Annotated in this window: 22 protein-coding genes and 13 tRNA genes; 27 read left to right on the top strand and 8 right to left on the bottom strand. The window is 27.5% G+C overall.

The window, feature by feature from the left end:
* Positions 1–5: 5 nt before the first annotated feature.
* Together thpR and QOZ93_RS02210 are read right to left on the bottom strand one after the other, a co-directional pair.
* Positions 6–548, bottom strand: a complete 543-nt coding sequence (gene thpR, locus QOZ93_RS02215) for an RNA 2',3'-cyclic phosphodiesterase (RefSeq protein WP_307354937.1) — start codon at positions 546–548, stop codon at positions 6–8.
* Between the two features lie 26 nt (positions 549–574).
* On the bottom strand, positions 575–1,750 hold the full coding sequence (locus QOZ93_RS02210; RefSeq protein WP_307354936.1) for a class I SAM-dependent rRNA methyltransferase: 1,176 nt from the start codon (positions 1,748–1,750) through the stop codon (positions 575–577).
* 201 nt (positions 1,751–1,951) lie between these two features.
* On the opposite strand from QOZ93_RS02210, the gene QOZ93_RS02205 reads away from it, so the two are divergent.
* The 6 genes from QOZ93_RS02205 to QOZ93_RS02180 all read left to right on the top strand — a co-directional run bounded on the left by QOZ93_RS02205 (position 1,952) and on the right by QOZ93_RS02180 (position 6,419).
* Positions 1,952–2,293, top strand: a complete 342-nt coding sequence (locus QOZ93_RS02205) for a hypothetical protein (protein ID WP_307354935.1) — start codon at positions 1,952–1,954, stop codon at positions 2,291–2,293.
* Positions 2,294–2,314: 21 nt separating this feature from the next.
* Complete coding sequence (locus QOZ93_RS02200) at positions 2,315–2,641, top strand: hypothetical protein (RefSeq protein WP_111944285.1); 327 nt, start codon at positions 2,315–2,317, stop codon at positions 2,639–2,641.
* A 34-nt stretch (positions 2,642–2,675) separates the two neighbouring features.
* Positions 2,676–3,233 carry a TetR/AcrR family transcriptional regulator gene (locus QOZ93_RS02195; RefSeq protein WP_307354934.1) on the top strand — a complete coding sequence of 186 codons (558 nt, stop codon included), beginning with the start codon at positions 2,676–2,678 and terminating at the stop codon, positions 3,231–3,233.
* Positions 3,234–3,733: 500 nt separating this feature from the next.
* The gene (locus tag QOZ93_RS02190) at positions 3,734–5,098 is read left to right on the top strand and encodes an LCP family protein (protein ID WP_307354933.1); all 1,365 of its coding nucleotides are present in this window, start codon (positions 3,734–3,736) and stop codon (positions 5,096–5,098) included.
* 134 nt (positions 5,099–5,232) lie between these two features.
* Positions 5,233–6,204 carry a 3'-5' exoribonuclease YhaM family protein gene (locus QOZ93_RS02185; protein ID WP_307354932.1) on the top strand — a complete coding sequence of 324 codons (972 nt, stop codon included), beginning with the start codon at positions 5,233–5,235 and terminating at the stop codon, positions 6,202–6,204.
* 2 nt (positions 6,205–6,206) lie between these two features.
* Complete coding sequence (locus QOZ93_RS02180; protein ID WP_111944281.1) at positions 6,207–6,419, top strand: DUF3006 domain-containing protein; 213 nt, start codon at positions 6,207–6,209, stop codon at positions 6,417–6,419.
* Between the two features lie 44 nt (positions 6,420–6,463).
* Here QOZ93_RS02180 and pgsA read toward each other — a convergent pair whose 3' ends face one another.
* On the bottom strand, positions 6,464–6,991 hold the full coding sequence (gene pgsA, locus QOZ93_RS02175; protein WP_307354931.1) for a CDP-diacylglycerol--glycerol-3-phosphate 3-phosphatidyltransferase: 528 nt from the start codon (positions 6,989–6,991) through the stop codon (positions 6,464–6,466).
* 279 nt (positions 6,992–7,270) lie between these two features.
* Between pgsA and QOZ93_RS02170 the strand changes: the two genes are divergently transcribed.
* From QOZ93_RS02170 to QOZ93_RS02160, 3 genes are all read left to right on the top strand, one after another.
* On the top strand, positions 7,271–8,647 hold the full coding sequence (locus QOZ93_RS02170; RefSeq protein WP_307354930.1) for an NAD(P)/FAD-dependent oxidoreductase: 1,377 nt from the start codon (positions 7,271–7,273) through the stop codon (positions 8,645–8,647).
* Between the two features lie 236 nt (positions 8,648–8,883).
* Complete coding sequence (locus QOZ93_RS02165) at positions 8,884–10,170, top strand: adenylosuccinate synthase (protein ID WP_111944278.1); 1,287 nt, start codon at positions 8,884–8,886, stop codon at positions 10,168–10,170.
* A gap of 174 nt (positions 10,171–10,344) precedes the next feature.
* Positions 10,345–10,542, top strand: coding sequence for a DUF1858 domain-containing protein (locus QOZ93_RS02160; RefSeq protein WP_111944277.1), 198 nt, complete (start codon positions 10,345–10,347; stop codon positions 10,540–10,542).
* Between the two features lie 51 nt (positions 10,543–10,593).
* On the opposite strand, the gene QOZ93_RS02155 is transcribed toward QOZ93_RS02160, so the two are convergent.
* Positions 10,594–11,838: a BaiN/RdsA family NAD(P)/FAD-dependent oxidoreductase gene (locus QOZ93_RS02155; protein WP_307354929.1), complete on the bottom strand. Its 1,245-nt coding sequence runs from the start codon at positions 11,836–11,838 to the stop codon at positions 10,594–10,596.
* 385 nt (positions 11,839–12,223) lie between these two features.
* On the opposite strand from QOZ93_RS02155, the gene QOZ93_RS02150 reads away from it, so the two are divergent.
* The 13 genes from QOZ93_RS02150 to QOZ93_RS02090 all read left to right on the top strand — a co-directional run bounded on the left by QOZ93_RS02150 (position 12,224) and on the right by QOZ93_RS02090 (position 13,493).
* Positions 12,224–12,298: transfer RNA gene (locus tag QOZ93_RS02150), tRNA-Glu, on the top strand.
* Between the two features lie 9 nt (positions 12,299–12,307).
* A tRNA-Val gene (locus tag QOZ93_RS02145) sits at positions 12,308–12,383 on the top strand.
* A 99-nt stretch (positions 12,384–12,482) separates the two neighbouring features.
* Positions 12,483–12,557: transfer RNA gene (locus QOZ93_RS02140), tRNA-Glu, on the top strand.
* A 12-nt stretch (positions 12,558–12,569) separates the two neighbouring features.
* Positions 12,570–12,645, top strand: a tRNA-Val gene (locus tag QOZ93_RS02135).
* 7 nt (positions 12,646–12,652) lie between these two features.
* Positions 12,653–12,729: transfer RNA gene (locus tag QOZ93_RS02130), tRNA-Asp, on the top strand.
* A gap of 5 nt (positions 12,730–12,734) precedes the next feature.
* Positions 12,735–12,810 (top strand) — tRNA-Thr (locus tag QOZ93_RS02125).
* A gap of 54 nt (positions 12,811–12,864) precedes the next feature.
* Positions 12,865–12,939: transfer RNA gene (locus QOZ93_RS02120), tRNA-Glu, on the top strand.
* 11 nt (positions 12,940–12,950) lie between these two features.
* Positions 12,951–13,026: transfer RNA gene (locus tag QOZ93_RS02115), tRNA-Val, on the top strand.
* A 9-nt stretch (positions 13,027–13,035) separates the two neighbouring features.
* A tRNA-Asp gene (locus tag QOZ93_RS02110) sits at positions 13,036–13,112 on the top strand.
* A gap of 53 nt (positions 13,113–13,165) precedes the next feature.
* A tRNA-Glu gene (locus QOZ93_RS02105) sits at positions 13,166–13,240 on the top strand.
* Between the two features lie 11 nt (positions 13,241–13,251).
* Positions 13,252–13,327, top strand: a tRNA-Val gene (locus QOZ93_RS02100).
* 7 nt (positions 13,328–13,334) lie between these two features.
* Positions 13,335–13,411, top strand: a tRNA-Asp gene (locus QOZ93_RS02095).
* A gap of 6 nt (positions 13,412–13,417) precedes the next feature.
* A tRNA-Thr gene (locus QOZ93_RS02090) sits at positions 13,418–13,493 on the top strand.
* 94 nt (positions 13,494–13,587) lie between these two features.
* Here the strand turns inward: QOZ93_RS02090 and QOZ93_RS02085 are convergent.
* Both QOZ93_RS02085 and QOZ93_RS02080 read right to left on the bottom strand, forming a co-directional pair.
* Positions 13,588–14,577, bottom strand: coding sequence for an ATP-binding protein (locus QOZ93_RS02085; protein WP_307354928.1), 990 nt, complete (start codon positions 14,575–14,577; stop codon positions 13,588–13,590).
* On the bottom strand, positions 14,570–15,544 hold the full coding sequence (locus QOZ93_RS02080; RefSeq protein WP_111944274.1) for a DnaD domain protein: 975 nt from the start codon (positions 15,542–15,544) through the stop codon (positions 14,570–14,572). The genes QOZ93_RS02085 and QOZ93_RS02080 overlap by 8 nt, the downstream gene beginning before the upstream one ends.
* Before the next feature lie 278 nt (positions 15,545–15,822).
* On the opposite strand from QOZ93_RS02080, the gene QOZ93_RS02075 reads away from it, so the two are divergent.
* Positions 15,823–16,098 carry a hypothetical protein gene (locus QOZ93_RS02075; RefSeq protein ID WP_111944273.1) on the top strand — a complete coding sequence of 92 codons (276 nt, stop codon included), beginning with the start codon at positions 15,823–15,825 and terminating at the stop codon, positions 16,096–16,098.
* Positions 16,099–16,183: 85 nt separating this feature from the next.
* Here the strand turns inward: QOZ93_RS02075 and QOZ93_RS02070 are convergent, their stop codons facing one another.
* Entirely contained in the window at positions 16,184–17,092 is a 909-nt protein-coding gene (locus QOZ93_RS02070) for a DMT family transporter (protein WP_307354927.1), read from the bottom strand.
* 414 nt (positions 17,093–17,506) lie between these two features.
* Between QOZ93_RS02070 and QOZ93_RS02065 the strand changes: the two genes are divergently transcribed.
* The 4 genes from QOZ93_RS02065 (at position 17,507) to QOZ93_RS02050 (ending at position 26,278) form a co-directional block, all read left to right on the top strand.
* Positions 17,507–18,367: a DUF6414 family protein gene (locus QOZ93_RS02065; protein WP_307354926.1), complete on the top strand. Its 861-nt coding sequence runs from the start codon at positions 17,507–17,509 to the stop codon at positions 18,365–18,367.
* Positions 18,368–18,591: 224 nt separating this feature from the next.
* Entirely contained in the window at positions 18,592–19,458 is an 867-nt protein-coding gene (locus tag QOZ93_RS02060) for a methionyl aminopeptidase (protein WP_111944270.1), read from the top strand.
* Positions 19,459–19,543: 85 nt separating this feature from the next.
* On the top strand, positions 19,544–24,892 hold the full coding sequence (locus QOZ93_RS02055) for a diguanylate cyclase (protein ID WP_307354925.1): 5,349 nt from the start codon (positions 19,544–19,546) through the stop codon (positions 24,890–24,892).
* Between the two features lie 78 nt (positions 24,893–24,970).
* Positions 24,971–26,278, top strand: a complete 1,308-nt coding sequence (locus QOZ93_RS02050; protein ID WP_307354924.1) for a CehA/McbA family metallohydrolase — start codon at positions 24,971–24,973, stop codon at positions 26,276–26,278.
* Positions 26,279–26,317: 39 nt separating this feature from the next.
* Here the strand turns inward: QOZ93_RS02050 and pgmB are convergent, their stop codons facing one another.
* A complete protein-coding gene (pgmB, locus tag QOZ93_RS02045; protein ID WP_307354923.1) occupies positions 26,318–26,968 on the bottom strand; it encodes a beta-phosphoglucomutase in 651 nt (216 codons plus the stop codon).
* Between the last annotated feature and the right edge of the window lie 13 nt (positions 26,969–26,981).

Raw genomic sequence — 26,981 nt, 5'->3', positions numbered from 1 at the left:
AAACTTTATAAAAGATTTTTAACATATATAGGAGTATAGGTAAGTTTATTATTGATTCTACTACTTTCCATAATAGATATTTGTTTAACTTCTATATCTAGGTGATCAATTAAAATTTCATTTAAAGGATTACAGTTTTCCTTAAATGTAGTTTCTCTAGAAAGAGTTATATGGGGTCTATATTTCCTATTTTCCCTTTTAAAACCCCTAAGAGCTAGGTTGTCTTCAAGAGAATTGTATAGAAGTTGTAAAGAATTATCCAATTGCTTTATTCCAATCCATACAATGCTTTTTTGTTCTCTTTTAAATTCGCCTATATTATCTAATTTTAAATTAAAACTATTGTTTATACAAGCAACATAATCTAAAGATTCCTTTAATTTTTTTAAAGAATATCTATCCACTTCTCCTATAAATTTTAATGTTAGATGAAAATTTTCTTTGCAGGAGAAATTGCCTTTAATGCAATAATTTTTTAAGTGCATTTGAAGAGAACTTAAATAATCTTTCATCTTAGGTTGAAATTCTATAGCATAAAAAACTCTCATAAATATTTATCACTCCTAAAATTATATTAATAAACCTGGAATACAAAAAACTTTAAGTAATAAGACTCATCAGAGTTCCAAAGTATTGGATGGTCTGCAGATTGAGTTCTAAATTCTACCTGACGTAAAGTTCTACATGCATCATGTGCAGCTTCATGAATAGTTTGCTTTAAAAGGTCTTCTGCCATATAGTGTGAACAAGAACAAGTTACAAAATACCCACCAGGTTTAACCATTTTTAGGCCTCTAAGATTTATTTCTTTATATCCTCTTTTTGCCCCAGAAATAGTATTTTTTGATTTTGTAAATGCTGGAGGGTCTAATATAACAACATCAAATTCTTTTCCTTCTCTAGCCCAGGTTGGTAAAACATCAAAAGCATTATGACATTCAAATTTTACCGTGTGTTGTAGATTATTAAGCTCAGCATTTTTTGTGGCACAATCTATAGCATGTTGAGATACATCTACACCTAGAACTGATTTTGCTCCAGCTACTCCTGCATTTAATGCGAAAGATCCGGTATGAGTAAAACAATCCAAGACATCCGCATCTTTACATATTCTGTGTATAGCTTTTCTATTTTCTTTTTGATCTAAGAAGAAACCAGTTTTTTGGCCATTAGCTAGATCAACAATATATTTAACTCCATTTTCTATAATCATGACATTAGTATCAAATGGTTCAGTTAAAAAACCTGTTTTTTGTTCTAAGCCTTCTAGTTCCCTAGTTGCGATGTCACTTCTTTCGTAAACGCCTTTTGCGTTATATTCTTCTACTAAAAGTTTAACTATTAAATCCCTGTATTTATCCATACCTAGAGTTGAAATTTGAATTACATAGTAATCTTCAAATTTATCTACGGTAAGTCCAGGTAAAAAATCTGCTTCACCAAATATAAATCTACAACTTGAGGTGTCTATTACCTTTTTTCTATAATTCCATGCCATTTCAAATCTTTTTTTGAAAAAATCATAATTTATATCTTCATCAAAGTCTCTAGTCATTATCCTAATAGCCATTTTAGATGCATCATTTACATAACCTTTTCCTATAAAATTGCCACTAAAATCATATACCTCTACAATATCACCATTAGTATATTCGCCATCATAGCCTTCGATTTCATTTGTGAAAATCCACGGATGTCCATTTACTACTCGTTTATGTTTTCCTTTATATAAGCAAAATTTTGAAACCAATTTTAATCATCTCCCTTTAATAATTTACTTTTGAATTATATCATAAAAGAATAATTGTTTTTTAAAAGAATTTTAGATTAAAATTGTTTGAATATTGAATAATAATATAAGTAAATAGTACCTTTCTATGATATAATCTGTATAAAAAGTAAAGTATTTAGTAAATAAAATATATTTTATTTAATGGGAGACAAAGACATTATGCATTATAATGAAAATAATCTAAATATAGATAGTGATTTTCCTATAAGAATTACAAAACAAAATTCAGAGGAAATAGACTTAATTATATTAATTGGAAATAGGTGTTTAAATTTAGAACAAGATAAGAATATTTCATTTATTAAATCTAGAATACAATTTCCACAGATAAAAAGTATTTTAATTAGAATTTGTACGGCCAAAGATAACAATGTGGCTACACTACATTTTTTACAGGATTCTAGTCTTCATTCATCTATAGTTAATTTTGAAATTGACTATCTAGATAAAATTATAATTGTAAAGGAAAAGGAAAAGTTTGTTCAAATGAAAATAAAATAAATTTTTAATAGGAGTGTATTTATGAATATTAGGAGTGTAATTATTAAAGAGGTAAGTAATAATACAGTAAGAAAGCAACAACGAAACTTAATTTTAGAAATACACAACGGATTTAATAGAATAAATTTTATAATCACAAAGGATAATTTAACCTATGAAGATTTAGAAAATATCAACAAGGATCTAGAGGGGTTTAACGTACGAGGAATTTTTTATGCCAGAAATTGCTGTAAAAATTCACCTATAATTATTTTAGATAGTAATAGAGAGCAAGATAAAGAAGAGATAGGTCAATTAATACATGATTCTCTAAAGTTAATCGGGGATGATATAAGAAAAGTATTGTAATTAAAGTTAGTTTATAAGTTAGGAGAATATTTACATGCCAAAAATACTGAACAACTTAGAAGAGAGGATTTACAAAAAGGCGGGTAAATTATTTTGTGAATTTGGATATGATATAGTGGATATGAGGGCTATAGCTAGAGAATGTGATATAGCAGTAGGAACCTTATATAATTATTATTCTAGTAAAAAGGATCTTTATTTAAAAATTGTTCGTAATAGTTGGGATAAAACATTTTTTAAGTTATCTAAGATAGTTAATGAAGAAAAAAAATTAGAAGAGAAAGTATGTAATTTTATAATCGTATTGTATGATGATATGAGTGATAGAAGAGGCATAGGTATAGATATTAGAAAAGCAGAAGGAAAAAAAGAAAACAAAATTGCAGATTTTGAGAAAAATTTGCTAGACGAGCTAACAAATTTAATAAATAAACTTTTTAAAGGACAGGAGATGTCAGATTGTAATGTATGTGAAAAATTAGCATATACATTATTATTTCAAACCATAATATTTGAGAACTTTTTTAAAGAAGAGAGAAAAAACAATATTGAGTTTTTATACAAAACAGTAATGACATTTATTGCTGTGTAATAAATCTTAGGTGTTATTTGTTTTTAAGTTTTTATATAATTTTTAAGTAAAAGATATATTATATAAATTATATCATGCAAACAAAAAACTACCGTAATAAAAGTTTATTACAGTAGTTTTTTGTTTAACATTAAATTTATTTCATTTCAGGATTCATATCTTTTTTTCTTTTTGGTTGTTTGCTTGATTTGCAATCTGATGTTTTGCAATTTTCCATCTTATTTTTTTTCATTTCTTTTTGGTTTTTCATTTGATTTACCTCCAGTAATTTGTATAAATAAGTTTAATTATAGTATTATCAAAAAGTTTTATAATATTCATCAGATAACAATTTCAATAAAAAGTTAATCATATGAAAAAAATTTTAAAAATTAATAGAATTGTAACTTAATATGAGTAACTATATAATATATAATAGTATAAGTAAAAGAAAATAATAAGATAAGATTTTATATTGTGACTTCAAGGTTAATGAAACTTAAAAAAGGAGAGGATATGTTTTGTCTAAGAAGAAGAAAGCGATTCTGCTTACGTTAGTTATAATCTTTGCAATAGTAATATCCGGCGGACTATATTTATGGCAAAAATATAACCAGATATATGTAGGAGATAATCAGAATAAATCACAAGATAGAGATCCCAATAAATATAAAGGTGTTGATGGAATATCTAACATATTATTAATCGGAATTGATACAAGAGGTACAGGGGATCCAAGTCACTCAGATGCCCTAACTATATTAACTATTGATAATGTTCATGGGAAAATAAAATTAACATCTTTAATGAGAGATGCCTTCGTAGATATACCGGGACATGGGAAACAGAAATTAACACATGCATATGGTTATGGTGGTATCGAGCTTTTAAGAAAAACTATAGAAGAAAACTTCAATGTTAGATTAGACAATTATGCTACTATAGATTTTGATGGTTTTAAGGAGCTAATAAACGGTGTAGGTGGCGTAGAACTAGAAGTAAAAAATGAAGCTGAAGTGAAGGAATTAAATAGATGTATAGATCTTGAGATTGAAGATAATTCCAAGTTATCTAAAAAAGATGCCATATACATACAAAAACCAGGAAAGCAACTTTTAAATGGACAACAAGCGCTGGCTTTTTCAAGAATGAGACATGTTGGAAATGGAACTTATGATAGAGCAAGAAGACAAAGAGAAGTAATACAACAGTTAATATCTAAACTTCCTCAAACTTCAAAGATGAAATATCCTTCAATTGCCGATAAATTATTACCGTACTTAAAAACAAATGTAAGTATAGCTGATGCATTAAAATTTGCATATACAATTGTAGATATAAGTTCAAAACAAGATAGTAATTTTGATGTACAAAAATTACAAATACCAACGGATAAATTAAGTGAAGGGTTAATTGTAAATAGAAGAGTAGGTTGGGTTCATGTAATGGATTTGGAAGATAATAAAAAGGTTTTACATGACTTCATATTTGAAGATATTTCATATGATGAAAATAAATATCCTCAATTTAAATATGAAGGTGAAAGACAAGGAAATAGTAATTCTGGAAATGATGTAAATGTGGATAGAAATGAAAGTGATAGAAAATATCAAGATAATATCGATACTAAAAAGTCAATAAATAAGAAACATGATGATAATGATGAGGAGAATTATAATAAACCTAATCATTATGTTCCACAACCAAAACCGGAACCAAAACCGGAACCAAAACCGGAACCAAAACCAGAACCAAAACCGGAACCAAAACCGGAGCCAAAACCGGAACCAAAACCGGAACCAAAACCGGAACCAAAACCAGAGCCAAAGCCGGACACTCAACCAGAGCAGCAGCCTGCTCAACAACCTGCAGCTCAAGGAAAATAAGGTGTATAAATAAAATATGTGAAAGAGTTATTAAATAAAATTTGATAACTCTTTTTATTTTTTGGTTTGTATAATTATCATATAAGGGTTAAAATAATTATAAATAAGTAATAATTTTTAAGGAGATAAATTCTATGGTAGAAAGCAAAACAACTATAAGTGAGCTAAAAAAAGGTGATAAAGTACAGGGAGTTTTTTTTGTTAAGAACTGTACTTGTAGGTTAACTAATGGGAGCAATGCTAAGTTTTTAGATATTAATTTAATGGATAAAACAGGGGTTGTGAATGCTAAACTTTGGGATTGTAGGTCAGGTCAAGATAATATTATAAAAGAAAACATGCTAGTTAATGTGAAGGGAAATATAGTTGAATGGAAAGGTAAATTACAATTTAAAATAGATGCAATTGATCCAATATCAGAGGAACAAGAAGTTAATGCAGAGGATTTTATACCTGTAGCACCCATAGATCCTAAGGTTATGTTTGAAGAAGTATTGGAATTTAAAAATAAAATAAAGAATTTAGATATAAAAAATATAGTTGAATATATATTAGATCAAGTGGATGTAGCTATAATGTATTATCCAGCTGCAAAATCAAATCATCACTCTATACGTTCAGGATTACTATATCATACAACAACAATGTTAAAGGCAGGAGAAGCACTAAGTAGAATATATACATTTATAAATACTGATTTATTATATGCAGGTATTATACTGCATGACATTGCTAAAATTGGAGAAATGAGTTCTAGTAAATTAGGAATTGTAGATGAGTATACCATTGAAGGACAATTATTAGGACATATAATAATGGGGGTTAGACAGGTAGAAGTAGCTGCAGAAAAGGTGGCAGCAGATAAAGAAGTATCTATGTTACTTCAACATATGATTTTATCACATCATTATGAAGCGGAGTATGGAAGTCCTAAGAAACCGATGATTCCAGAGGCAGAATTATTACATCATCTAGATATAATGGATGCTAGAATGTACGATATGCAAAAAGCTATAAGTGAAACAGAAGAGGGAAAATTCTCAGAAAAAATTTGGTCCTTAGATAATTTAAGTATTTATAGAAGTAAACTAAAAAAGGAGCAATAAATATGAAAGGTATAATTGATAGATTTGAAGGAGAATTTGCTATCATAGAACTAGAGGATAGAAATATTATTACTTTAAAGAAATCAGAACTTCCTAAGGATGCAAAAGAACAGATGGTTATAAATATAATTAATAAAGAAATATTTATTGATAAAGATGAAACTTTAAAAAAACAAAAAGAAATAGAAAAGTTGCTAGAAGATTTATGGAGATAATAAAACCCAGATTTTAAAATTTGGGTTTTATTTTTTTATTAACTTTATTTTCCCTTATTTTCATATTTCCTAAGCTCAATGTATTTGGTTAAATAGCTAATAAATGCTATCAAGGTAGCTATTAAAGAAGCATATAACATATATAATCCTATTTTATTATTAAAATATAAAATAGATATTGAAACGTAAAATAAAAATGTAGCTAATTTGCCAAATATATTAGAAGGAACTACAGTGTCTTTATTATATAAGAAGAAACCACCGCATATCATTGAAATTTCCTTAATAATAACAATAATAGGTAACCATAGAGGAATATAGCTTTTTATACCCAAACAAAGTAAAACCGTAATTAACATAAGTTTATCTGCTAAAGGATCTAGAACTGTTCCCAATTTAGTTATTAAGTTAAATTTTCTTGCTATATATCCATCCAACACATCTGTTATACCTGAGATTAAGAATATTATTATTGCATATATTAAAGAATTTGTATATGCAGAAAAGAATAAGAATATAAATAAAGGTATTAACCCCAAGCGAATTATAGATAAAATGTTAGGTATATTCATCAGTTTACCTCCTTTAAAAACAATCATAATATTATAAAGTACATTTATATATTATATATGAAAATTATAACATTAAAAGTGCTAAAAAAGGATATATTTAAAGGATATAAATTATTAAATACAATATCACGAATATTAATAAAAAATTTACTATAAATATTCGTGATTGCTCTTGATACTTAGGATTAGGTTTGATAGTATAATAAGCGGTGGTTATTTAAAATCAAAAAATTCTTTATTTTAAAATTAAATATACGAATGTTGTAGGAGGTAGTTGTAATGCAATATGATGTTATTATTGTTGGAGCAGGTGCTAGTGGGATTTTTACAGCTTATGAACTTACAAGAAAAAATAAAAATTTAAAAGTTTTAATTATAGAGAAAGGCCATAGTATAGAAAAAAGACATTGTCCTATAGATGGTGATAGGATAAAGAATTGTATTCATTGTGATATATGCAATATAATGAATGGCTATGGTGGGGCAGGAACACTATCAGATGGAAAGTATAATATTACGAATAATTTTGGTGGGGAATTATATAAATATGTAGGAGAAAAACATGCTTTAGAGCTTATGAATTATGTAGATTCCATACTTTGTAGTTTGGGTGGTGGTGATGCAAGGTTATATTCTACTACAAATTCTGAATTAAAAAGAAAGGCAATTCAATATGATTTACATTTATTAGATGCAAAGGTTAGACATCTAGGAACAGATAGAAATGTAAAAATATTAACTAGAATGTATAATGAATTAAAAAATAAGGTTAATATAATTTTTGACACAGAAGTTATAGATGTTAATAAGAATGAGGAAAAAAGCATATTTAAAGTTATAACTAAAAATGATATATATATAGGTGAAAAATTAATCTTGGCTACGGGTCGTTCAGGATCTAAATGGACTTCAGGCTTATGTGATAAATTAGATATAAAAACTGAAAGTAATAGAGTTGATATAGGAGTGCGCATAGAATTACCAGCGGATGTATTTGAACATATAACAAGTGATGTTTATGAGAGTAAGATAGTATATAGAACAAAAAGTCATTCTGATCTTGTTAGAACATTTTGTATGAATCCTCATGGAGAGGTTGTTAGCGAGAATACAAATGGAATAATAACTGTAAATGGACATAGTTATTCTAATCCTGAATTGCATACTGAAAACACAAATTTTGCTTTATTAGTATCTAATAAATTTACAGAACCGTTTAAAAATAGTAATGAATATGGTGAATCAATAGCAAGACTTAGTAATATGTTGGGTGGAGGAGTTTTGGTTCAAAGATTTGGAGATTTAATTAAGGGTCATAGAAGTACAGAGAGGACTTTAAATAAAAGTTTTACAAGACCCACTTTAAAGGCTACCCCTGGAGATTTAAGTTTAGTTCTACCAAAAAGACAATTAGATGATATTATAGAAATGATTTATGCACTAGATAAAATTGCACCAGGTACCGCTAATGAAGATACCTTATTATATGGAGTAGAAGTGAAATTTTATAATTGTGCAGTACAAGTAGATAAAAATTTAGAGACAAGCATTAAAGATTTATATATTTTAGGCGATTGTTCAGGAGTAACACATTCATTATCTCAAGCTGCCGCAAGTGGAATATATGTTGCTCAAAATTTATTAAAACAATATTAATATTTTAGTAAATAAAAAAGTTTACCAAGACATGTTACAAGGTAAGCTTTTTTATTTAAAATACTACAATTACGAACAATATATAAAAAAAATATAATATAATTCGTTTTATATATTGATATTTGTTTAATATTCTGATAAGATTAAAAGGTATGTATTACATAAATAAAGTTTATTGAGAACATAATTAATATATAAAATAAGAAATCTTTTATGATGAAAGAGAGGAATGCAATATGGCAGCTTTTATAGTACTTGGAGCTCAATGGGGTGACGAAGGAAAAGGAAAGATGACTGATTACTTAGCAGAAGAGGCAGAAGTAGTAGTTAGATTTCAAGGTGGAAATAATGCAGGACACACAGTAGTTGTTGGTGAAAAGGAATATAAATTACATTTAGTACCATCAGGTATATTGTATGAAGATAAAATTAATATTCTTGGAAATGGTGTAGTTATTGATCCAGAAGCTTTATTCACAGAAATAGATTATTTAAAAGGATTAGGAGTAGATGTAACTCCAGAAAGACTTTTAATTAGTGATAGAGCTCAAGTTATCATGCCTTATCATAAATTATTAGATGGCGCTAAAGAAAAGTGGAGAGGAAAAAATGATATAGGGACTACAGGTAAAGGTATAGGTCCTTGTTACACAGATAAAGTTGAAAGAAGTGGAATAAGAATCTGTGATGTCATTGATCCAAAGGTATTAAAAGAAAAATTAGAAGCTAATTTAGAAATTAAAAATAAGATGATTGTAGATATATTTGGTGGTACTGCATTAGACTTTAATGAAGTTTATGAACAGTATGTTGAATTCGGAAGAAGATTAAAACCATTTGTAAAAGAAACTTCAGTTGAGATTTATAATGCCGTTAAAAAAGATAAAAATGTTTTATTTGAGGGTGCCCAAGGTATGCTTCTAGATATAGATTACGGAACATATCCATATGTAACATCATCAAATACTGTAGCTGGCGGAGTATGTACAGGAGCTGGTGTAGGACCTACAATGATTACTAATGCAGTAGGTATTGGTAAGGCTTATACAACAAGAGTAGGTAAAGGACCATTCCCAACAGAATTATTTGATGAAATGGGAGAACATATAAGAACAGTAGGACATGAATATGGAGTTACTACAGGAAGAGCTAGAAGATGTGGTTGGTTAGATATAGTAATATTAAAAACTACAGCTAGAGTTTGTGGACTTACTAGCTTTGCAATAACTAAAATGGATACATTAGCTGGAATAGATAAAGTTAAAATGTGTGTAGGATATGAGTTAGATGGAAAAGTTATAGATTACTTCCCAGCTAGCCTTGATGATTTAGCGAAATGTAAGCCGATTTATGAAGAGTTCGAAGGTTGGGATGAAAGCATTGCAGATGCAAGAAGTTATGATGAAATCCCAGAAAATGCTAAGAAATACTTAAAGAGAATAGAAGAATTAACAGATACTAAGATTTCTATAGTTTCAGTAGGACCAAAAAGAGATCAAACTATGAGAATATCAGAAATTTAATAAATTAATTAAAATATAAAGAGTTGACATTTAATTTGTTAACTCTTTATATTTTTAAGGTTAATATATATGCCTTTATTAATTAATATTATCTATACTAAAAATATGTAAAAAGAGTTATAATAAAAAAGAATTTAATAAATTAAATAGTTTATGGTTAAAGGAGAGAAAAACATGAAAATAAATAAAGATATGACTATCGGAGAAATCGTTAGGGAATATCCAGAAACAATAGAAGTATTAATGGGATTTGGTATGGGATGTGTTGGTTGTCCATCAGCTCAAGCTGAAACAATTGAAGAGGCAGCTATGGTTCATGGAATGGACTTAGATGAATTAATCAAGGCTTTAAATGCTAGTGTAGAGAAATAGTTATATAGTAGAATGTATATAAAGTTATAATACCTTATATACATTCTTATTTTATTTTAAAGATAAATGGATTGATCTAGCGGCTGTGTTACCAGATGACCAAGCCCATTGTAAGTTAAAACCACCACAATCTCCATCTACATCTAGTACTTCACCAGCAATATATAAACCAGGAATGATTTTTGATTCTAATGTTATGTTGTTGACCTCGGTAGTGTCAATTCCACCGGCAGTAACCTGTGCTTCTCTAAATGAGTTTGTACCTGATACCTCAAAATTCCAATTTTTTAAGTTTTTAAATATAGAACATTTTTCATCCCATTCCAAATAGTATGCTTCCTTGTGTATATCAGTTATACCACATTCTTTTAAGAAAGTAGGAATTAGTTTTTTATTGATTATACCTAAAAATGAATTATGAATACTTCTATAACCAAACATTCCCCAATGATTTTCTAAAAACTCTTTTAGTGAATCTAGTGATAAATTAGGAAACATATCAATAGATAAAGAAACTTTATGATTGCTATTGGTATATAAAGATGCTATTCTACTTAATTGTAAAATTGGTGGGCCAGATATTCCGTAATCAGTAAATAAAATTTCACCAGAGGTTTTTTTATAGGATTTATCATCAACCCATATTTCACAAGAACCCTGAAATTTGATTCCAGATAAAGCTTTTAATTTATTATGGTGAAGTTTAATTTGAACCAAGGAAGGTATAGGGTCTATAATTTTATGACCTAAAGTTTTAGCAAGTATATATCCACTACCATCGGAACCGGTACCAATATAAGATTTGCCTCCAGTACATAATAAAGCCTTTTTACATACAAACTTTTCTTCAGCTTCATTATTGGTATGTAGTACAAATTGTTTATTTTTAACGTCTATGGATTTAACTTTACATTCAAAATAAATAGGTATTTGCCTTTCCTCTACAGAAAGTTTTAAGATATCTACAACTGAAGAAGATTGTAGTGATAAGGGAAACATTTTATTATTTTCTAAGGTACAAGTAGGAAGTCCAATGGAATTAAAAAAGTTGATAGTTTGTTCTACAGAAAATTGATTAAGTATTTGTTTTGGGAAATTTTTATTGCTACTATGATACCTTGAAATATCTATATTTGCATTTGTTATGTTACATCTTCCATTACCAGTGGTTAAAATTTTTCTTCCAATTCTATCTGTACCTTCTAAAATAGCCACATCTAAACCAAGATCCTTAGCTGTAATTGCAGCTATTAAACCAGAGGCACCACCACCTACAATTATTAAGTCTTTAATCATTAAAAATCTACCATCCTTAAATTTAAAATTTGAATAATTTTTTTGATTTCTATAGTATATAGTATACACTAAAAGAAAAGTAATAAATAAAAATTTAGGTTCATGAATTAAAAAATATAAATAATCATATAAAAATATAGGGAAATTGTATTGAATTTAATAATTAAGCAAAATAAAATTATAAATGCCTTAATATAATTAAGCTTAGAGTTATCAAGGCCTTAGAGGTAATATTATATAATTAGTTATTAAAAAAATAAAATTAAAGTAAAAAATATGTTGACATAAGGGAGATTTTTCGGTATTATATACCTTGTCGGACGGAGCGGAAAGCAAGTTTGATAAATGCAACAAAACAAGTTTACTAAAGAAAAGAAGCCAATATGGCTCCTTGGTCAAGCGGTTAAGACACCACCCTTTCACGGTGGTAACAGGGGTTCGATTCCCCTAGGAGTCACCATTTATTTATGGGCGCATAGCTCAGCTGGGAGAGCATCTGCCTTACAAGCAGAGGGTCACAGGTTCGATCCCTGTTGTGCCCACCATAAACTAACCTATAATGGTGAGTAAACTCAAAACATTAAAAAATGTTGCAAAAACTAAAAAAGTGTGTTAAGATATTAGAGACTGTTAAAATTTAATATGGCTCCTTGGTCAAGCGGTTAAGACACCACCCTTTCACGGTGGTAACAGGGGTTCGATTCCCCTAGGAGTCACCATTTTACTTTTATGGGCGCATAGCTCAGCTGGGAGAGCATCTGCCTTACAAGCAGAGGGTCACAGGTTCGATCCCTGTTGTGCCCACCATAAAAGTGGCCCAGTGGCTCAGCTGGTTAGAGTGCCGGCCTGTCACGCCGGAGGTCGAGGGTTCGATCCCCTTCTGGGTCGCCATTTTTGCTGGCATGGCTCAATTGGCAGAGCAGCTGACTTGTAATCAGCAGGTTGTAGGTTCGATTCCTATTGCCAGCTCCAAATTTTCTTTAATGCACTTTTAAAAGTGATAATATACTTTTCAAAACTTAATATGGCTCCTTGGTCAAGCGGTTAAGACACCACCCTTTCACGGTGGTAACAGGGGTTCGATTCCCCTAGGAGTCACCATTTATTTTTATGGGCGCATAGCTCAGCTGGGAGAGCATCTGCCTTACAAGCAGAGGGTCACAGGTTCGATCCCTGTTGTGCCCACCATAAAAAAGTGGCCCAGTGGCTCAGTTGGTTAGAGTGCCGGCCTGTCACGCCGGAGGTCGAGGGTTCGAACCCCTTCTGGGTCGCCATTTTTTAAAATTACACTTTTAAAAGTGATAATATACTTTTTAAAACTTAATATGGCTCCTTGGTCAAGCGGTTAAGACACCACCCTTTCACGGTGGTAACAGGGGTTCGATTCCCCTAGGAGTCACCATTTACTTTTATGGGCGCATAGCTCAGCTGGGAGAGCATCTGCCTTACAAGCAGAGGGTCACAGGTTCGATCCCTGTTGTGCCCACCATAAAAGTGGCCCAGTGGCTCAGCTGGTTAGAGTGCCGGCCTGTCACGCCGGAGGTCGAGGGTTCGATCCCCTTCTGGGTCGCCATTTTTTGCTGGCATGGCTCAATTGGCAGAGCAGCTGACTTGTAATCAGCAGGTTGTAGGTTCAATTCCTATTGCCAGCTCCAAAATCCTAAACAATTTTGTTTAGGATTTTTCGTTTTATGTAAAATATAAAGATAAAATAGCCATTTACTTGAATATGTGTAAATGGCTATTGTTTTATAATGAAAGAGGATTTTTTCTTAAGTTTAACTTTACTCTTATATCTTCACCATAAAATTTACATAATGTAAAATTACCTAACAATCTAGAAGTTAATCTTTCTGTATAGTTTTGAAGGATACTTTCTAAGGGCAAGTTAGATGAAATAAGCATACTTTTATTTTTTAATAGTCTTTTATTTATTATGTTAAATAGTTCAGTTCTACTAATATCATTTAATGGTTCTGTACCTAAATCATCTATTATTAATAAGTCACAACTCAAAAGTATATCTTCTAATTCATAATTGTCTTTAAATCGTATTTCTTTAAGTTCCTTTACTAAATCATCTGAGGTTCTATATACTACGAAATGTCCTCTATCCATAAGTTCTTTGGCTATACAATAGGATAAAAAAGTTTTGCCTATCCCAGAATTTCCATAAAAAAATAAATTTTCTTTAGAGTGAGGAAAGTTATTTATAAAATTTTTAACTTTAAATAGAATTTGTTGCATGTTTTTTCTTGGGGTAAGAGGTTCCTTACCAATTCTAAAATCATCATATAAATCTAAACTAAAACTTGAGAAATTATGTGTTTTTAATATATCTTTTAAATCAGAATTGGAATAATGAAGTTTTACTATATTTTTTTTATAACATTCACATTTTGTTGTTCCTATGTAACCAGTATCCTTACATTTGCTGCATTGATATTTTATTAAAAGATAGTCCATAGGATATCCTTTAGAAACTAATAACTCAGATTTTTTCATTTTTAAATCAGTTATTTGATCTTGTAGTCCTTTAAGGTATGAGTCTCTATGTTCTATCTGTTTAAGAGTATTTATAGATACATCTATACACAATTTAGCTATTTTATTATCAATTTGTATAACCTCAGGTAAAGTTTTTGAAATTTCTTTTCTACGCTGTTCTAATTGAGTTTTTGCATTCTTTTGAAGATCGTCATATATCTTTGTAATTTCAGAATTGTATTTCTTAATCATTATTATCCCATCCTAATAATTTTTTCTCTAATTCTTCAAAATTATAAGTTCTTTGCTCATAGTTTCCAAAGGCACCTTTGCTTACAGTTTTAGCATTTTTATTATAGTTGGATGTTCTTTTTCTTTGTTTTTCTATGTCCTCTAATGATTTTATACCATCTTTAAACCAACTATTTAAAATCCCATCTATATATTTAAAATCGCATTTATTAATTCTTTGGAAGCATATATCACATGCATTATAAATAATTTCTAAAGGAAAATTATAAGTGGTTATCCATTTAGTTATAAGTTGTTCTTGAGGTTTCATAATTTCAGTATTTTGGAAACCTAAGTAAGTTAATATTTTTTTTATCTTAACCCATCGGTCTTCACGAGCTTTAATAACACTCTGAGCGTCATCTATACTACGTACATTTTTATCATGCCATGATATAGCAACTTTTTCAATGTATCTACAATCAGTCTTTCCTTTGGATACACAATATTGTATAAGAAGTAAAATAATTTCAGGAGAAAAATTAAAATCTTTTTGCCAACTAAGATACATTGTCATTTCTTTAGAAGATAGAGGTCTTCCAAGAAACTTTTCTATATCTTGTAACATTTCCTTTATAGAATTGTTATCTAATTCTTGTAACAAGTTTATAGATTCTTCTTCTACATTTGATTCAACTAAATCTAGAAATTCTATTGAGTAATTGCCCTTATTATCTAAGGCAGTCATTTTTATTACACCTTCAGCATTCCAATAATTCCAGGCATTTAAAATGTCTGATTGTAATAGGTTTAATTTGCTAGCAATTATATCAGAAGATGCGCCAATTTCACCACTCATAGAATATTTTAATCCTAAGAGATAGATTTTAACATATTCTCCACGAGCTTTTGCCATATACTTATCTATAAATATATTATTAACACAAGTGTACTTTATATTTTTATTGTTGAACATAAAGGTATTCATTTAATCATCCTTTTTATTTAAATTTTATTAATTTAATTATAATATATAAACTATGTGTTTAAAATTTATTGATTTAGTTATTTTTATCAAATATTTATTAAATAATCCTGATGTGTAGTGTATAAATATATATTATATAATAACCACAACATAATTTCAAATAACTGGAAATAAAATGTAAGTTAAACATATAGTTTATATATTAACTTGATATAGAAATAGACGATAATAATATAATAGTAATGTTTATAATAAGAATTTAAAGAGGAGAAGATATTATGGCCTTTGATGTTTTTTTAAATGTGTTATATAAGGTAGGCCTATATGGTACTATTATAACATTAATTATAGGTATTGGTATTTTAATTTTAAAATATGAAACATTTCAAGGAATTTCAAAGCTACTATGTAGGCTTTTTATCGTAGTTTGGGTAGCATATGTAATTACTGCTACAATTTCTATATTTACAACTAAAATTCCTGATAATAAGGCTGATAATGCACAAAAAAATTCAGCTTATCATGATACAGTAGATTTTAAAATAAATACATAAGAACAACATCCTTTAATGAAGAAAAAGTATCTTTTATTAAAGGATGTTTTATTATACTTAATAAACCTACAATTTTTAAATTAAATTAATTTTTTATCCATTTTATTTTGTCTATGTACAAATTAAAAATCATTCCAATAGTTATTAGTATTCCTGCTAATAATTTTGTAGTAGAAAAATTACCATCAGAAATAAATTCTAGAACCATACTAGTATATAGTTGACCTATAAACATAAATAATGTAGCATATACTACTGGAATTTTAGGCACAACTATATTGGAAAGAGCAATAATAAGCACTCCCAATAAGCCACCTAGGTATGCCCAAAAGGGAATTCCTTTAAGTATATGTAAGTTACCTGTAAGGCTAAATTTAGGGGTGAATATACATATTATAACCAAACAACTGAAAGCGATTATGTAGTTCATAAGAGAGCTATGTAATATTCCTATTCTATTTGCAAGGTTAGAATTAACAACTAAACTAATTACTATTAATGCCCCAGTGAGCAAACATATAAAAATAGCTGCAGACATAAGTAGTCCACTACAAGAGTTATTTGATGTTCCTTTAGCAAATATGTAAGTTATTATACCTATAAGAACTAATAAAAATCCAGGAAATTTATTTTTATTAAAAGGAATTTTTTCTAATCCAAATAGCCCAAAGTTATCTATTAGGGAAGATGTAACGGATTGTCCTAATAATGAAAGCGCGGTATTAAGTGATATACCTAGTATAGGTAAACAAAAGTTGTTTGACAATACAACGAAAATTGAGAATATGCCACCTAAAAAGAAGTATAGTGGTATATTTTTTAGCACCATTTTTTTTTCCTTTGAAAAACTTACAAAGATTATAGCGGATAAAAGTCCAACTAAATTTATTATAAGAGTAGATAACAGCATACCTGAACTATTAGCAAGTGTTACATTAAAATAAATCATAGTTGCTAGCATTCCACCTATGATTAATGCGAAGAAATTATACATTATTTTTTTCCTCCAAATTTATCTTTTGAAAAATAGTAGGTTTAAGAGTCATAAATAATATTTTATAATATTTATTTATTAAAACAAAGTAAATTATATCTAATTATATAAATGTAACTGATTTTTTACAAAAAAATAAAAAAAGGACATACAGAGAGGGATCTATTCACTGTATGTCATATATTGGTTTTATTTTGATTTTATGTTGATATCTTATAGTTGGTTATATAATTTCACATTAATAACATGTTATCCATAAGTTATTCATAGGTTATCAACAAGTTATCAACATTTATTAATTTAATTTTAACAGATTTTTGTTGTTCATTCAATACTTAAATAAAAATGTTTTAAAATTTTCTATTTATAATATAAATAATATAAGTAACTTTTAGCATGATTAGGAGAATGAGTATGAGTGGAATAACAGGTATACCATTATATTTAAATTCTAGAATGGTAAGTAATCTTTTTACTATATTAATCGCTGAATTTTCTATTACTGAAACAGAAAGTATAAAAAAACAAGTAACATTAGGTGTAAATACTCCACTAAGTGAAATTATAAAAGGACAATATATTCAAGGAGATGTATCATTACAAGTACTTAATGAATTGTCACAGTCACAAACCTTAGAATTTCAAATTAAAGAAATTAGCGTATTTATTAATTTAATGAAAATACTAAATGAACATAATTTACTTAAACAATGTAACCCTAATAATAATGACAAGATTCCCAAAATTAATAAAGGTGATTATGTGCAGTTAAATTGTGAACTTTCGGAAGATCCTTTGATTAAATGGTTTAAAGATATGGAGGGAACAGTAAATCATATGTCTTATGTAAATCCAGAAAAAGCAGATAAGTTAAATCAAACTTGTTTTATGCAGGGGGTTAAAAATGCATTAGATAAATATAATGATAGTCCATCAACAAATGTTATTATGAAAAATTGTTATAATGGAAATACGGGAGCATATTTAAAATTAGAGAAGGAATGTTTTCAAGAAAATATGAATCATATTTTTGAAGGACCTGTTACGGTTGTAGGTAAGGTAGCTAATAGTGTACAAGGTAAGCAAATGAATAATTGTGATTTATATTATAATAATTTTTTTAAATATATGAATGAAAAGTCTTTAAATAATGTTTTTGATGAATTAAAAAATATGGCACCAAATGTAAGCATACCAAATATTCCGGAAACCTTATTGTTTTATGATCTTATACAGGTGTTATTAAATATAATTCCATTAGCCATATTAGTTTAAATAAAAATATAAATTAAGATAAGAATTTAGAGGTAATATGGTATTTTATATTTAATGTTGTTTAAATGTTATTAAATGGTTTATAATAGTAATAAGCATATGACCGATTAATGATAAGTTGAAATTTTAATAGAATATAATAAAAATAACTAACTTGTTTATGGTAAAAATTTGTATAAATTGGAGGTGACATTTAGTTTAGGAAAGATTCTAAACTATTTAATATGAAAAATATAAAACGAAATGATTTTTGCTGGTGTGGAAGTGGATTAAAATATAAAAAATGCCACATGGAACAAGATGAAATGCTTAAAAAGTTAAGCAGAGAATTAGGATGCAAAATCCCAAAAGATATAATAAAAACGAAAGAACAAATTGAAGGCATAAGAAAAAGTGGAGTTATAACACATGATATCTTAGATTTAGTAGGAGATAAAATAAAACCAGGGGTTAGTACGGAGGAACTGAATACTTTCGTACATGAGTATACTATAGGACATGGAGCGGTACCGGCACCATTAGGTTATTGTGGATATCCTAAGAGTGTATGTATTTCTATAAATGATGTTGTATGTCATGGAATACCCGATGAAAACACTATTTTAAAAGATGGAGATATTGTTAATGTAGATGTTACAACTATATTAGATGGTTATTATGCTGATGCTAGTAGGATGTATATAGTTGGAGAGGCTACAGATGAAGCTAAAAATTTAGTAAATGATACATTAGAGGCTTTAAATAAAGGGATTGAACAGGTAAAACCTTTTAATACAGTAGGACATATAGGAGAAGCCATCCAAAATTTTGCCGCGGAAAAAGGATATTCAGTTGTTTATGAGTACGGTGGACATGGTGTTGGAGTTAAATTTCATGAAGAACCATTTGTATCACATGTAGGTAGATCAGGTGAAGGAATGATATTACTACCTGGTATGGTATTTACAATTGAGCCTATGCTTAATTTAGGTAGAGCTGAAACAAGAGTTTTAGAAGATGATTGGACTGCTGTTACAATAGATGGTTCATTATCAGCTCAATGGGAACATACAATAGTGGTTACAGAAACAGGATATGAAATATTAACTTAGATCATAAAAGGCACGGTAAAGGACTGTGCCTTTTATATATTAAAGTTTTAGTTTACCTATTATGATTAAAATAGGAGAGAATATTATGGTTGATATAAATGAGCAGATAATAAATAAAAGATTCAAAATATTAAAACAAATACAAGAGAAACATTATTATTCTAGTGTTCTAATAGAGGATATTTTAAATAATAATAAAGTTCAAAGATTAACTATAATAAAGGAAAAAAATATAACAAAACAGCTTAAAAGTTTTTATAAAGAAAAAATTTTTACCCTACTTATGGTAGAAACTGAAAATATAACAAAAATATATCATTATAACAATATAATTGAAGTAAATGATAAATGTTTAAACACTCCAGATTTATTTTATATATGTGAAAATTATGAGGAACAAAATTTTGATAAATTAAAAACTTATTCTGATAATGAAGTTTTATATCTATTTATTGAATTACTCCAGTCTGTTAATTATCTTCATATTAAAGGGATTGCTCATAATGGAATATGTTTTAAAAATATTAGCTTATGTATTATAAATAAAAGACCTAAACTAATCTTAAGAGATATTATTACAAGTAAATTAAATAAGGAGGAAATGGATTACAAAGTTGAGGTTGAATTGTTTGATAAGTGTAATGAAAAAAGGAATAATATGTTTCAAAAAGATATACATGCTTTAGGCATATTATTATATAGTCTTATAATTAGAGAATTTAATGTTAATATATTAAAACAGGTTATAATCAATTGCAAACCGTATAAGGGTTACAAGGATACAAACACGTATTTTTTCACCAAATTACGTCACATATGTATGAAAATGATTGGCGTAAATAGACCAATATACAATAATGTAAGTGAAATAATAGTTGATATAAATAATAGTTTAAATTTAAATTTTTCTAAGTTTAGAAAAGAAGAACTGGAAAAACTAAATTCAATATGTAAGTTAGTTGGGAGAGAAAGAGAAATCAAGTATGTGAAAGAATTTTTTCAGCAATTTAAAAAAGGGAAAGCTGATAAAAATATATGTTTAATTCATGGAGAAAAAGGAATAGGAAAAACTAAATTATTAAATGGTATAAAAAGAAAATTAATAATAAATGGAGAAATTGTATATGATAATTTAGAGTTTAAGTCAGCCTGTAATAATGGAAAAGATGCATATCTTTCTTTTGTTATAAAGCAAATATTAAAACAATGTGATTTAGAGATCATAAAAAAGTATAGAAAAGAGTTAGAGAAGCTTTTTTATATAACAGATAATTGTTTGGATAAGGAAATACTTTTGCAGGAAAAAGAGAAGTTTAGGATAGTTAATAGAATAGGAGCTTTTATTAATGAAGCCTATAAATTTAAGAAGGTAATGATCATATTAGACGATTTTCATAAAACTAATGAATTTACCAGATATGCAATAAAGTATATATCTTCATCTAGTGATAGAATATTTTTTGTTTTGGCATCTACAGATGATGATAAATTACATGCTCAGGTTTTAAAATCTATTTCTTGTGATAAATATTTTAAGGTGAATTATGTAAAAATAAGAGAATTATCAGATACAGACATAGAAAGTATTATATATAACAAGCTTTTTATAGTTAATGGGAATATAGCAAAAGTGAAAAGTATAAATTCTATTGCTAAAGGAAATCCACTTATAGCTGAGGAAATCATAAAGGAATTATATATAAAGAAAAAAATAGTTATAAGTAAAAATGGAGACTGGGAGTTTAATTATAAGGATTCGGAACTTGTTATACCTTTAGATGTAAAAAAAATCATAATTAGCAAAATAAATACTCTTAGTAACGAAGAGAAGGATATATTAAGTAAAATAAGTCTCTTTTATAAACCTATATCTTATTCAAATTTAATGTATATTTTAAATTTTAATAAACCTGAATTTGAAAATATAATAGAGCGATTAAAAGAAAAAGGAATAATACATGTTATAGAAACTAACAAGGATATTTTATTTAATTTTTATAATAGGTTTTTAAAAGATATTTTTTATTATAGTTTATCTTTTAAACGTAGAGAAATCAGTCATAAAGTTATAGTTAAAGCTTTAGAAAAGCTATTTTACAAGGATGATGTTAGTGTATTAGATGAATTAATTTTTCAGTTAGAACAACTAAAAGATAGAGCAAAACTTACTCAGTATTATATGGAAAAGAGTTTAATATTAATCAATAAAAAAAGAAACAATGAGGCATTAGTATATTTGAAAAAAAGTGTTGATTTGTATAAGAGGGATGAAGTTGATGGTAGAAAAGCAGAAATATATTATAATATGGGAAAAATATATATTGAGAAAGGTGAATTTTCTAAGGCTGAGAGATGTTTAAAAAATGCATTTAATATTTCAAGAAAAACAAAAGATAATAATTATAATATAATGATATTAACCAATTTAATGAAGATATATGTTGTTAATGAAAATTGTAGTAGTATGAAGTCTATTATATCTTCTTTAGAAGAGTATATGAAAAGTTGTAAAGATACTAGAAGAAATGTTCAATTTTTATATCAAAAGGGTCTTTATTATTCTTTTAAAAATGAATATAAAACAAGTTTGGAAGTATGTAATAAGGCATTAGAATTAAGTGAAGATAATTTTAATGACTTAAAGGGAGAAATTTATAATTTACGTGGATATACGTATATGGAATTATCAATGGTAGAGGAGGCAATATACAGTTTAAAGATAAGCATAAATTATAGTAGGTTAGGTAGAAATTACAGAGCTTTACATAAAGCATATACGAATTTAGGAGTAATATATGGTGATTTTCTGCAAGATTATACAAAAGCAATACAATGTATAAGAATGGCTGAATATGTAGTTTTAAATAGTAGTTCAATTGTATCCAAAATTAGGACTAAAAGTAACTTAGGATCACTGTATTTACTTACTCATCAATATGGACATGCATTAAAAAATATAAAAGATGCACTAAATCTAATCAAGGATAAACAAACATATGAATATGTTTATTGTAATATTATCTGTTGTAGGGTTAGTATAAGAAATGGGGACTATAGAGAAGCATATAATAGTTTTAGGGAAATAAGTTTATATACAACAAAGGAAATGAGTTTAGGGAAATCAAGAAATAGGGTTGAAGAATATCTTGCAATAATAGAGTTTAATTTGTTATTCGGACAATTTGAACAAGCTATAGAATTTATAGATATATTTAGACAAATAGTAAATGAAGATAAATCTATATTAAAGTTATATTCTCAGGTATATGAGCAGTGTATAGGAATAATTAATAATAAAAATACGGAAAAATGTATTAGAAATGTTTGCGATATTTTAAATAAAAATATTATAGTAAATAATAAGATTGATATTGTTATTTTCATATGTGTCTTATTAATAAATAATAAACAATATGGGGTAATGAAAAACTTTATCAGAGAAAATAAAGAAATACTTTTTTATAATAAGGTTCCTACATTAGTAAACATAAAAATGAATTTTTTAAGTAGCTTTTTATATGATGACTTAGATGAGAGAGAGTATATACTAAAAAATGTACTTATGATGTGTAAAAAAAATAATTTTAAACAATTGTTTTATAAAGTAGCTATAGAACTTGCCAATATTTATAATGAAAAAAACGAATATGAAAAGGCTGTTGTTTGTTATTTCTTAGCGTATAAAAACGTAAGAAAATTATTATCGGATATACCTAAAAAATATATGAATTCATATGTTTTTGCAAATAATTTACAGGAAAGTTATGATAATTTTATTAGATTAACAATAAAAATAGAAGGTAAAACAAACATAAGAAAAAATTTATATGAGTTATTGCAAATGGAAGGGGAGCAGTATAAACCTGAATTAAAAGATTATAAATTTATAATGGCAGCTAGGGATATTTATAATTTTTATCCTGATTTAAAAATAAAGAATTTAAATGATATATTTGAATATATTCAGGATGATGATTATGAAAATTTAAACATCATAAATAAATTTATAGCATATATAACTTTGGCTACAAGAAGTATGATCGTCTGTAATAATGGAAGTGGGTTTAAAGTTATTACAAGTAATAGCTCGGATATGACTTTAGATGAATTAAGTGAAGAGTTATTAAATAAATGTAGAAGTAGAAAGAGTATAGAATTTGATATAAAGAAAGATTTGGTTAGAATATGTATGCCAATAATATCTCCAGAAAAATATAAAGAAAAGAATCTAAAGTATGATAGAAGAAAAAATAGTTCAAATATAAGTTCCCTATTAGGTTATGTATTTATAGAGATTGATTGTATATTAAAGTCATTCTTACCAAAGGAAACTAGAAAATGGACTAAAATAAATAACTTACTTTATATTATTTTAGATAAAATAAATTTGAAAAAAGGAGCTTTTTATGATCGACTTACAGGAGCATTAACAAGAAAATATTTAGATATGAGTTTACAAGATATAGTGGAAAATTCTTCAATCTATAACTATAAGTTTTCTGTGTTGATGATAGATTTTGATCATTTTAAGCACATAAATGATTTTTATGGTCACCAAGTAGGAGACAAGGTTTTGGCTCAATGTGGTAACATTATAAAAAATAGTCTTCGTAAAGATGATATTTTGGGGAGATATGGGGGAGAAGAATTATTAGTAGTTTTACCAGGTGTAGATAAAAATTCAGCGTATGAGGTTGGAGAAAAGTTAAGGAAATATATAGAGAATAGCATATTAGTTGAAGAAAAAGGAAAAATAACAGTAAGTATGGGAGTAGCTTCATATCCAGAACATAGTATTAATGTATGTGAATTAATAGATAAGGCAGATAAGGCATTATATTTGGCAAAGGAAAGAGGAAGAAATTGTGTTGTAACTTGGGATGATAGTTTTAATAATACAGTAAAATGTACAAATTCATTATCTAGGTTTATATCTAAAAGTTTCTTCCAAGATGATAATCCTATATTTAATATGTTGGAGTTATTAGAATTAGTAAAGAAAGATATAGACATTAAATTTAAAATTAACAACATATTAGAAAAAATGATTGATCTTACGAAAAGTGATAAGGGATATTTATTTATAATAAAGAATAAACAAATTATAGAAGAGTATGGACTAAGTGCTACAATGCCACAAACTATTAGTGAATTTGTGTTTAATGAAAGCATAGTTATTAAAGTTATAGAGAACAGGAAGGGAACTTTCTTAATAGATTGGGATTTCATTGAACAATATAATGAAAATACAAATATACCTAGTTGGAATTCTCTAATTGTTATTCCTATAATATATGCTGAAAATGTTATAGGAATAATTTATTTAAGTGTCCCTATAAGTAAAAAAGAATTTGATTGTTCAGATTTTAATATGATTGAGTTATTAAGTAGTGTTATAACGCCAATAATAATGGATGCTGTACAAATAGTATAGTTGAAATATAACACAAAATATAAATAAAAAAATAATATATAAGGAGAGATCTTAATGTTCTTTAGGGAGCTGATTTATTTGAAAAATAAGAAGAAAAAAAGTTTTTCTATAGCTAATGAACAGAACTATATTTTAGAACCTAAAGATAGATCCTCCTTATTTTTTCGAAAACCAGATGTAATTTTTAGGTTAAAGAATAACAAAGAGGATTATGTTAATTATAGTTCTTTTAGAATGAGTATAAATGGTAAAGTAATATCGGGGATAATAACAAGTAATGGCATAGAATATACACCTAGAAAGGATTTAAAGAGAGGAGTGTATAGAGTTTCGGTTAAATATTTGATGGGAAATAAGGAACAAAGTATAGATTGGCAATTTAATATAATAGAACATGAAAATTATAAGTGTTATTTAGGAGTACCTCATAGTCATACAGCCTATTCTGGGGGGAAGGGAATACCAAGTGATGCTTATGAAATGGCTAAAAAAGAAGGGGTAAGTTTTTTAATAATAACGGAACATTATAGAGCTTTAAAAAATCGAGCAAGTGGTAAGGTTGGAACAAAATTTTCGCATCTTAAAAAGATAAAGGAACTAGATGTATTTAATTCAATACAATATGAAAAAAAGCTATTTTTAAAAAAGAATAAAAGATTCTTACCAATGTGTGGCTGTGAACTTAGTACAAAGTTTTATGGGCATGTAAATATACTTAATTTGCCTAAATATAAAAATATAAATTTAAAAGATATAGATAAGTTTTATGATTATGTAAAGGATGAAAATATAGTAGGAAGTCTAAACCATCCCAATAAATCAATACGGGAAGTAAAACCCTATAAGGATTTAGATAAATATGTATGTCTTATAGAGATTTGCAATGGAAGTTTAAGTGGTAAATATAATAGATATGAAGAGACCGTGTATTCACTTTTAGATAAAGGATGGATTTTAGGTGTTTTAAATTCACAGGATAATCATAAGGAAAATTGGGGAAAAGATGATAATTTAACAGGAGTTTTGATGAGTAAGTTAAAGGAAGATCATCTTATTAATGCACTAAAAAATAGAAGAACATATTCTACAGAAAGTCCTTCTTTATGCTTAAAGTTTTCTATAAATAATTATCCAATGGGAAGTATTCTAAATATAAAAAAGGATGATACCATAAATATGGAGATATTTTTAGAAGATAAGAAAAATAAGATTAAGGAAGTTCAAATTATAACTAATAATAGAGAATGTATTTTTAGAGATCCTGTAAATAAAAAATCATATAAAAGTAATATAAAATATAAATTAAAAAAGGAAAAAGGGTGGATTTTGTTAAAAGTAATTTTAGAACATAATAGATTAGCTTTTAGTTCACCCGTATTTTACTAAATAAAAAAGCTTCAATGTTTTAAATTGAAGCTTTTTTATTTATATATTTAACATATCTTTTATACAAATTTGTGTAAGATCTTTTTTGCAAAGAGTAGATTTTTTACAACAAGTTGCCGCAAATCCTACGGCTAGAACTTTCATTCCACCTTCTATGGCAGCCTGAACGCCAGCTTTAGCATCTTCTATAACTAGGCAGTCTTTAGGATCTATTCTTAGTTTTTTAGCAGCTTTTAAAAATACTTCAGGGTTAGGTTTACTATGAGATATTTGGTTTCCATCAATAATGACATCAAAGGTTTCATAAAGTCCTATATATTGAAGTATAGCAGGTGAATTTTTACTAGAAGAACCAATAGCGATTTTTATATTGTTTAATTTTAAGGCTTCTATTAAATCTTTAACCCCAGGTAATATATCTTTAGGAGTTAAGGTTTTTATAAGTTTCTTATAATAATTATTTTTTCTTTCAGCTAATTCTTTTTTTTCTTCTTTGGAGTAAGTTTTAGAGCTTTTTTCTAGAAGAATGTTTAGGCTATCCATTCTACTAATTCCCCTAAGTCTTTGGTTTATTTCTTTATCAAAGTAGATTCCTTCATCATCAGATAATTGTTTCCATGCTTTATAGTGAAAGTGATCAGTAGTAACAATGACACCATCTAAATCAAAAATAACAGCCTTTATAGTCATAAAGCATTACCCC

This window comes from Hathewaya limosa (assembly GCF_030815255.1).
GTDB classification, from domain to species: Bacteria; Bacillota; Clostridia; order Clostridiales; family Clostridiaceae; genus Hathewaya; species Hathewaya limosa.
Note: the sequence above shows the minus strand (reverse complement) of the source record. Positions and strands in the feature narration are given on the sequence as shown.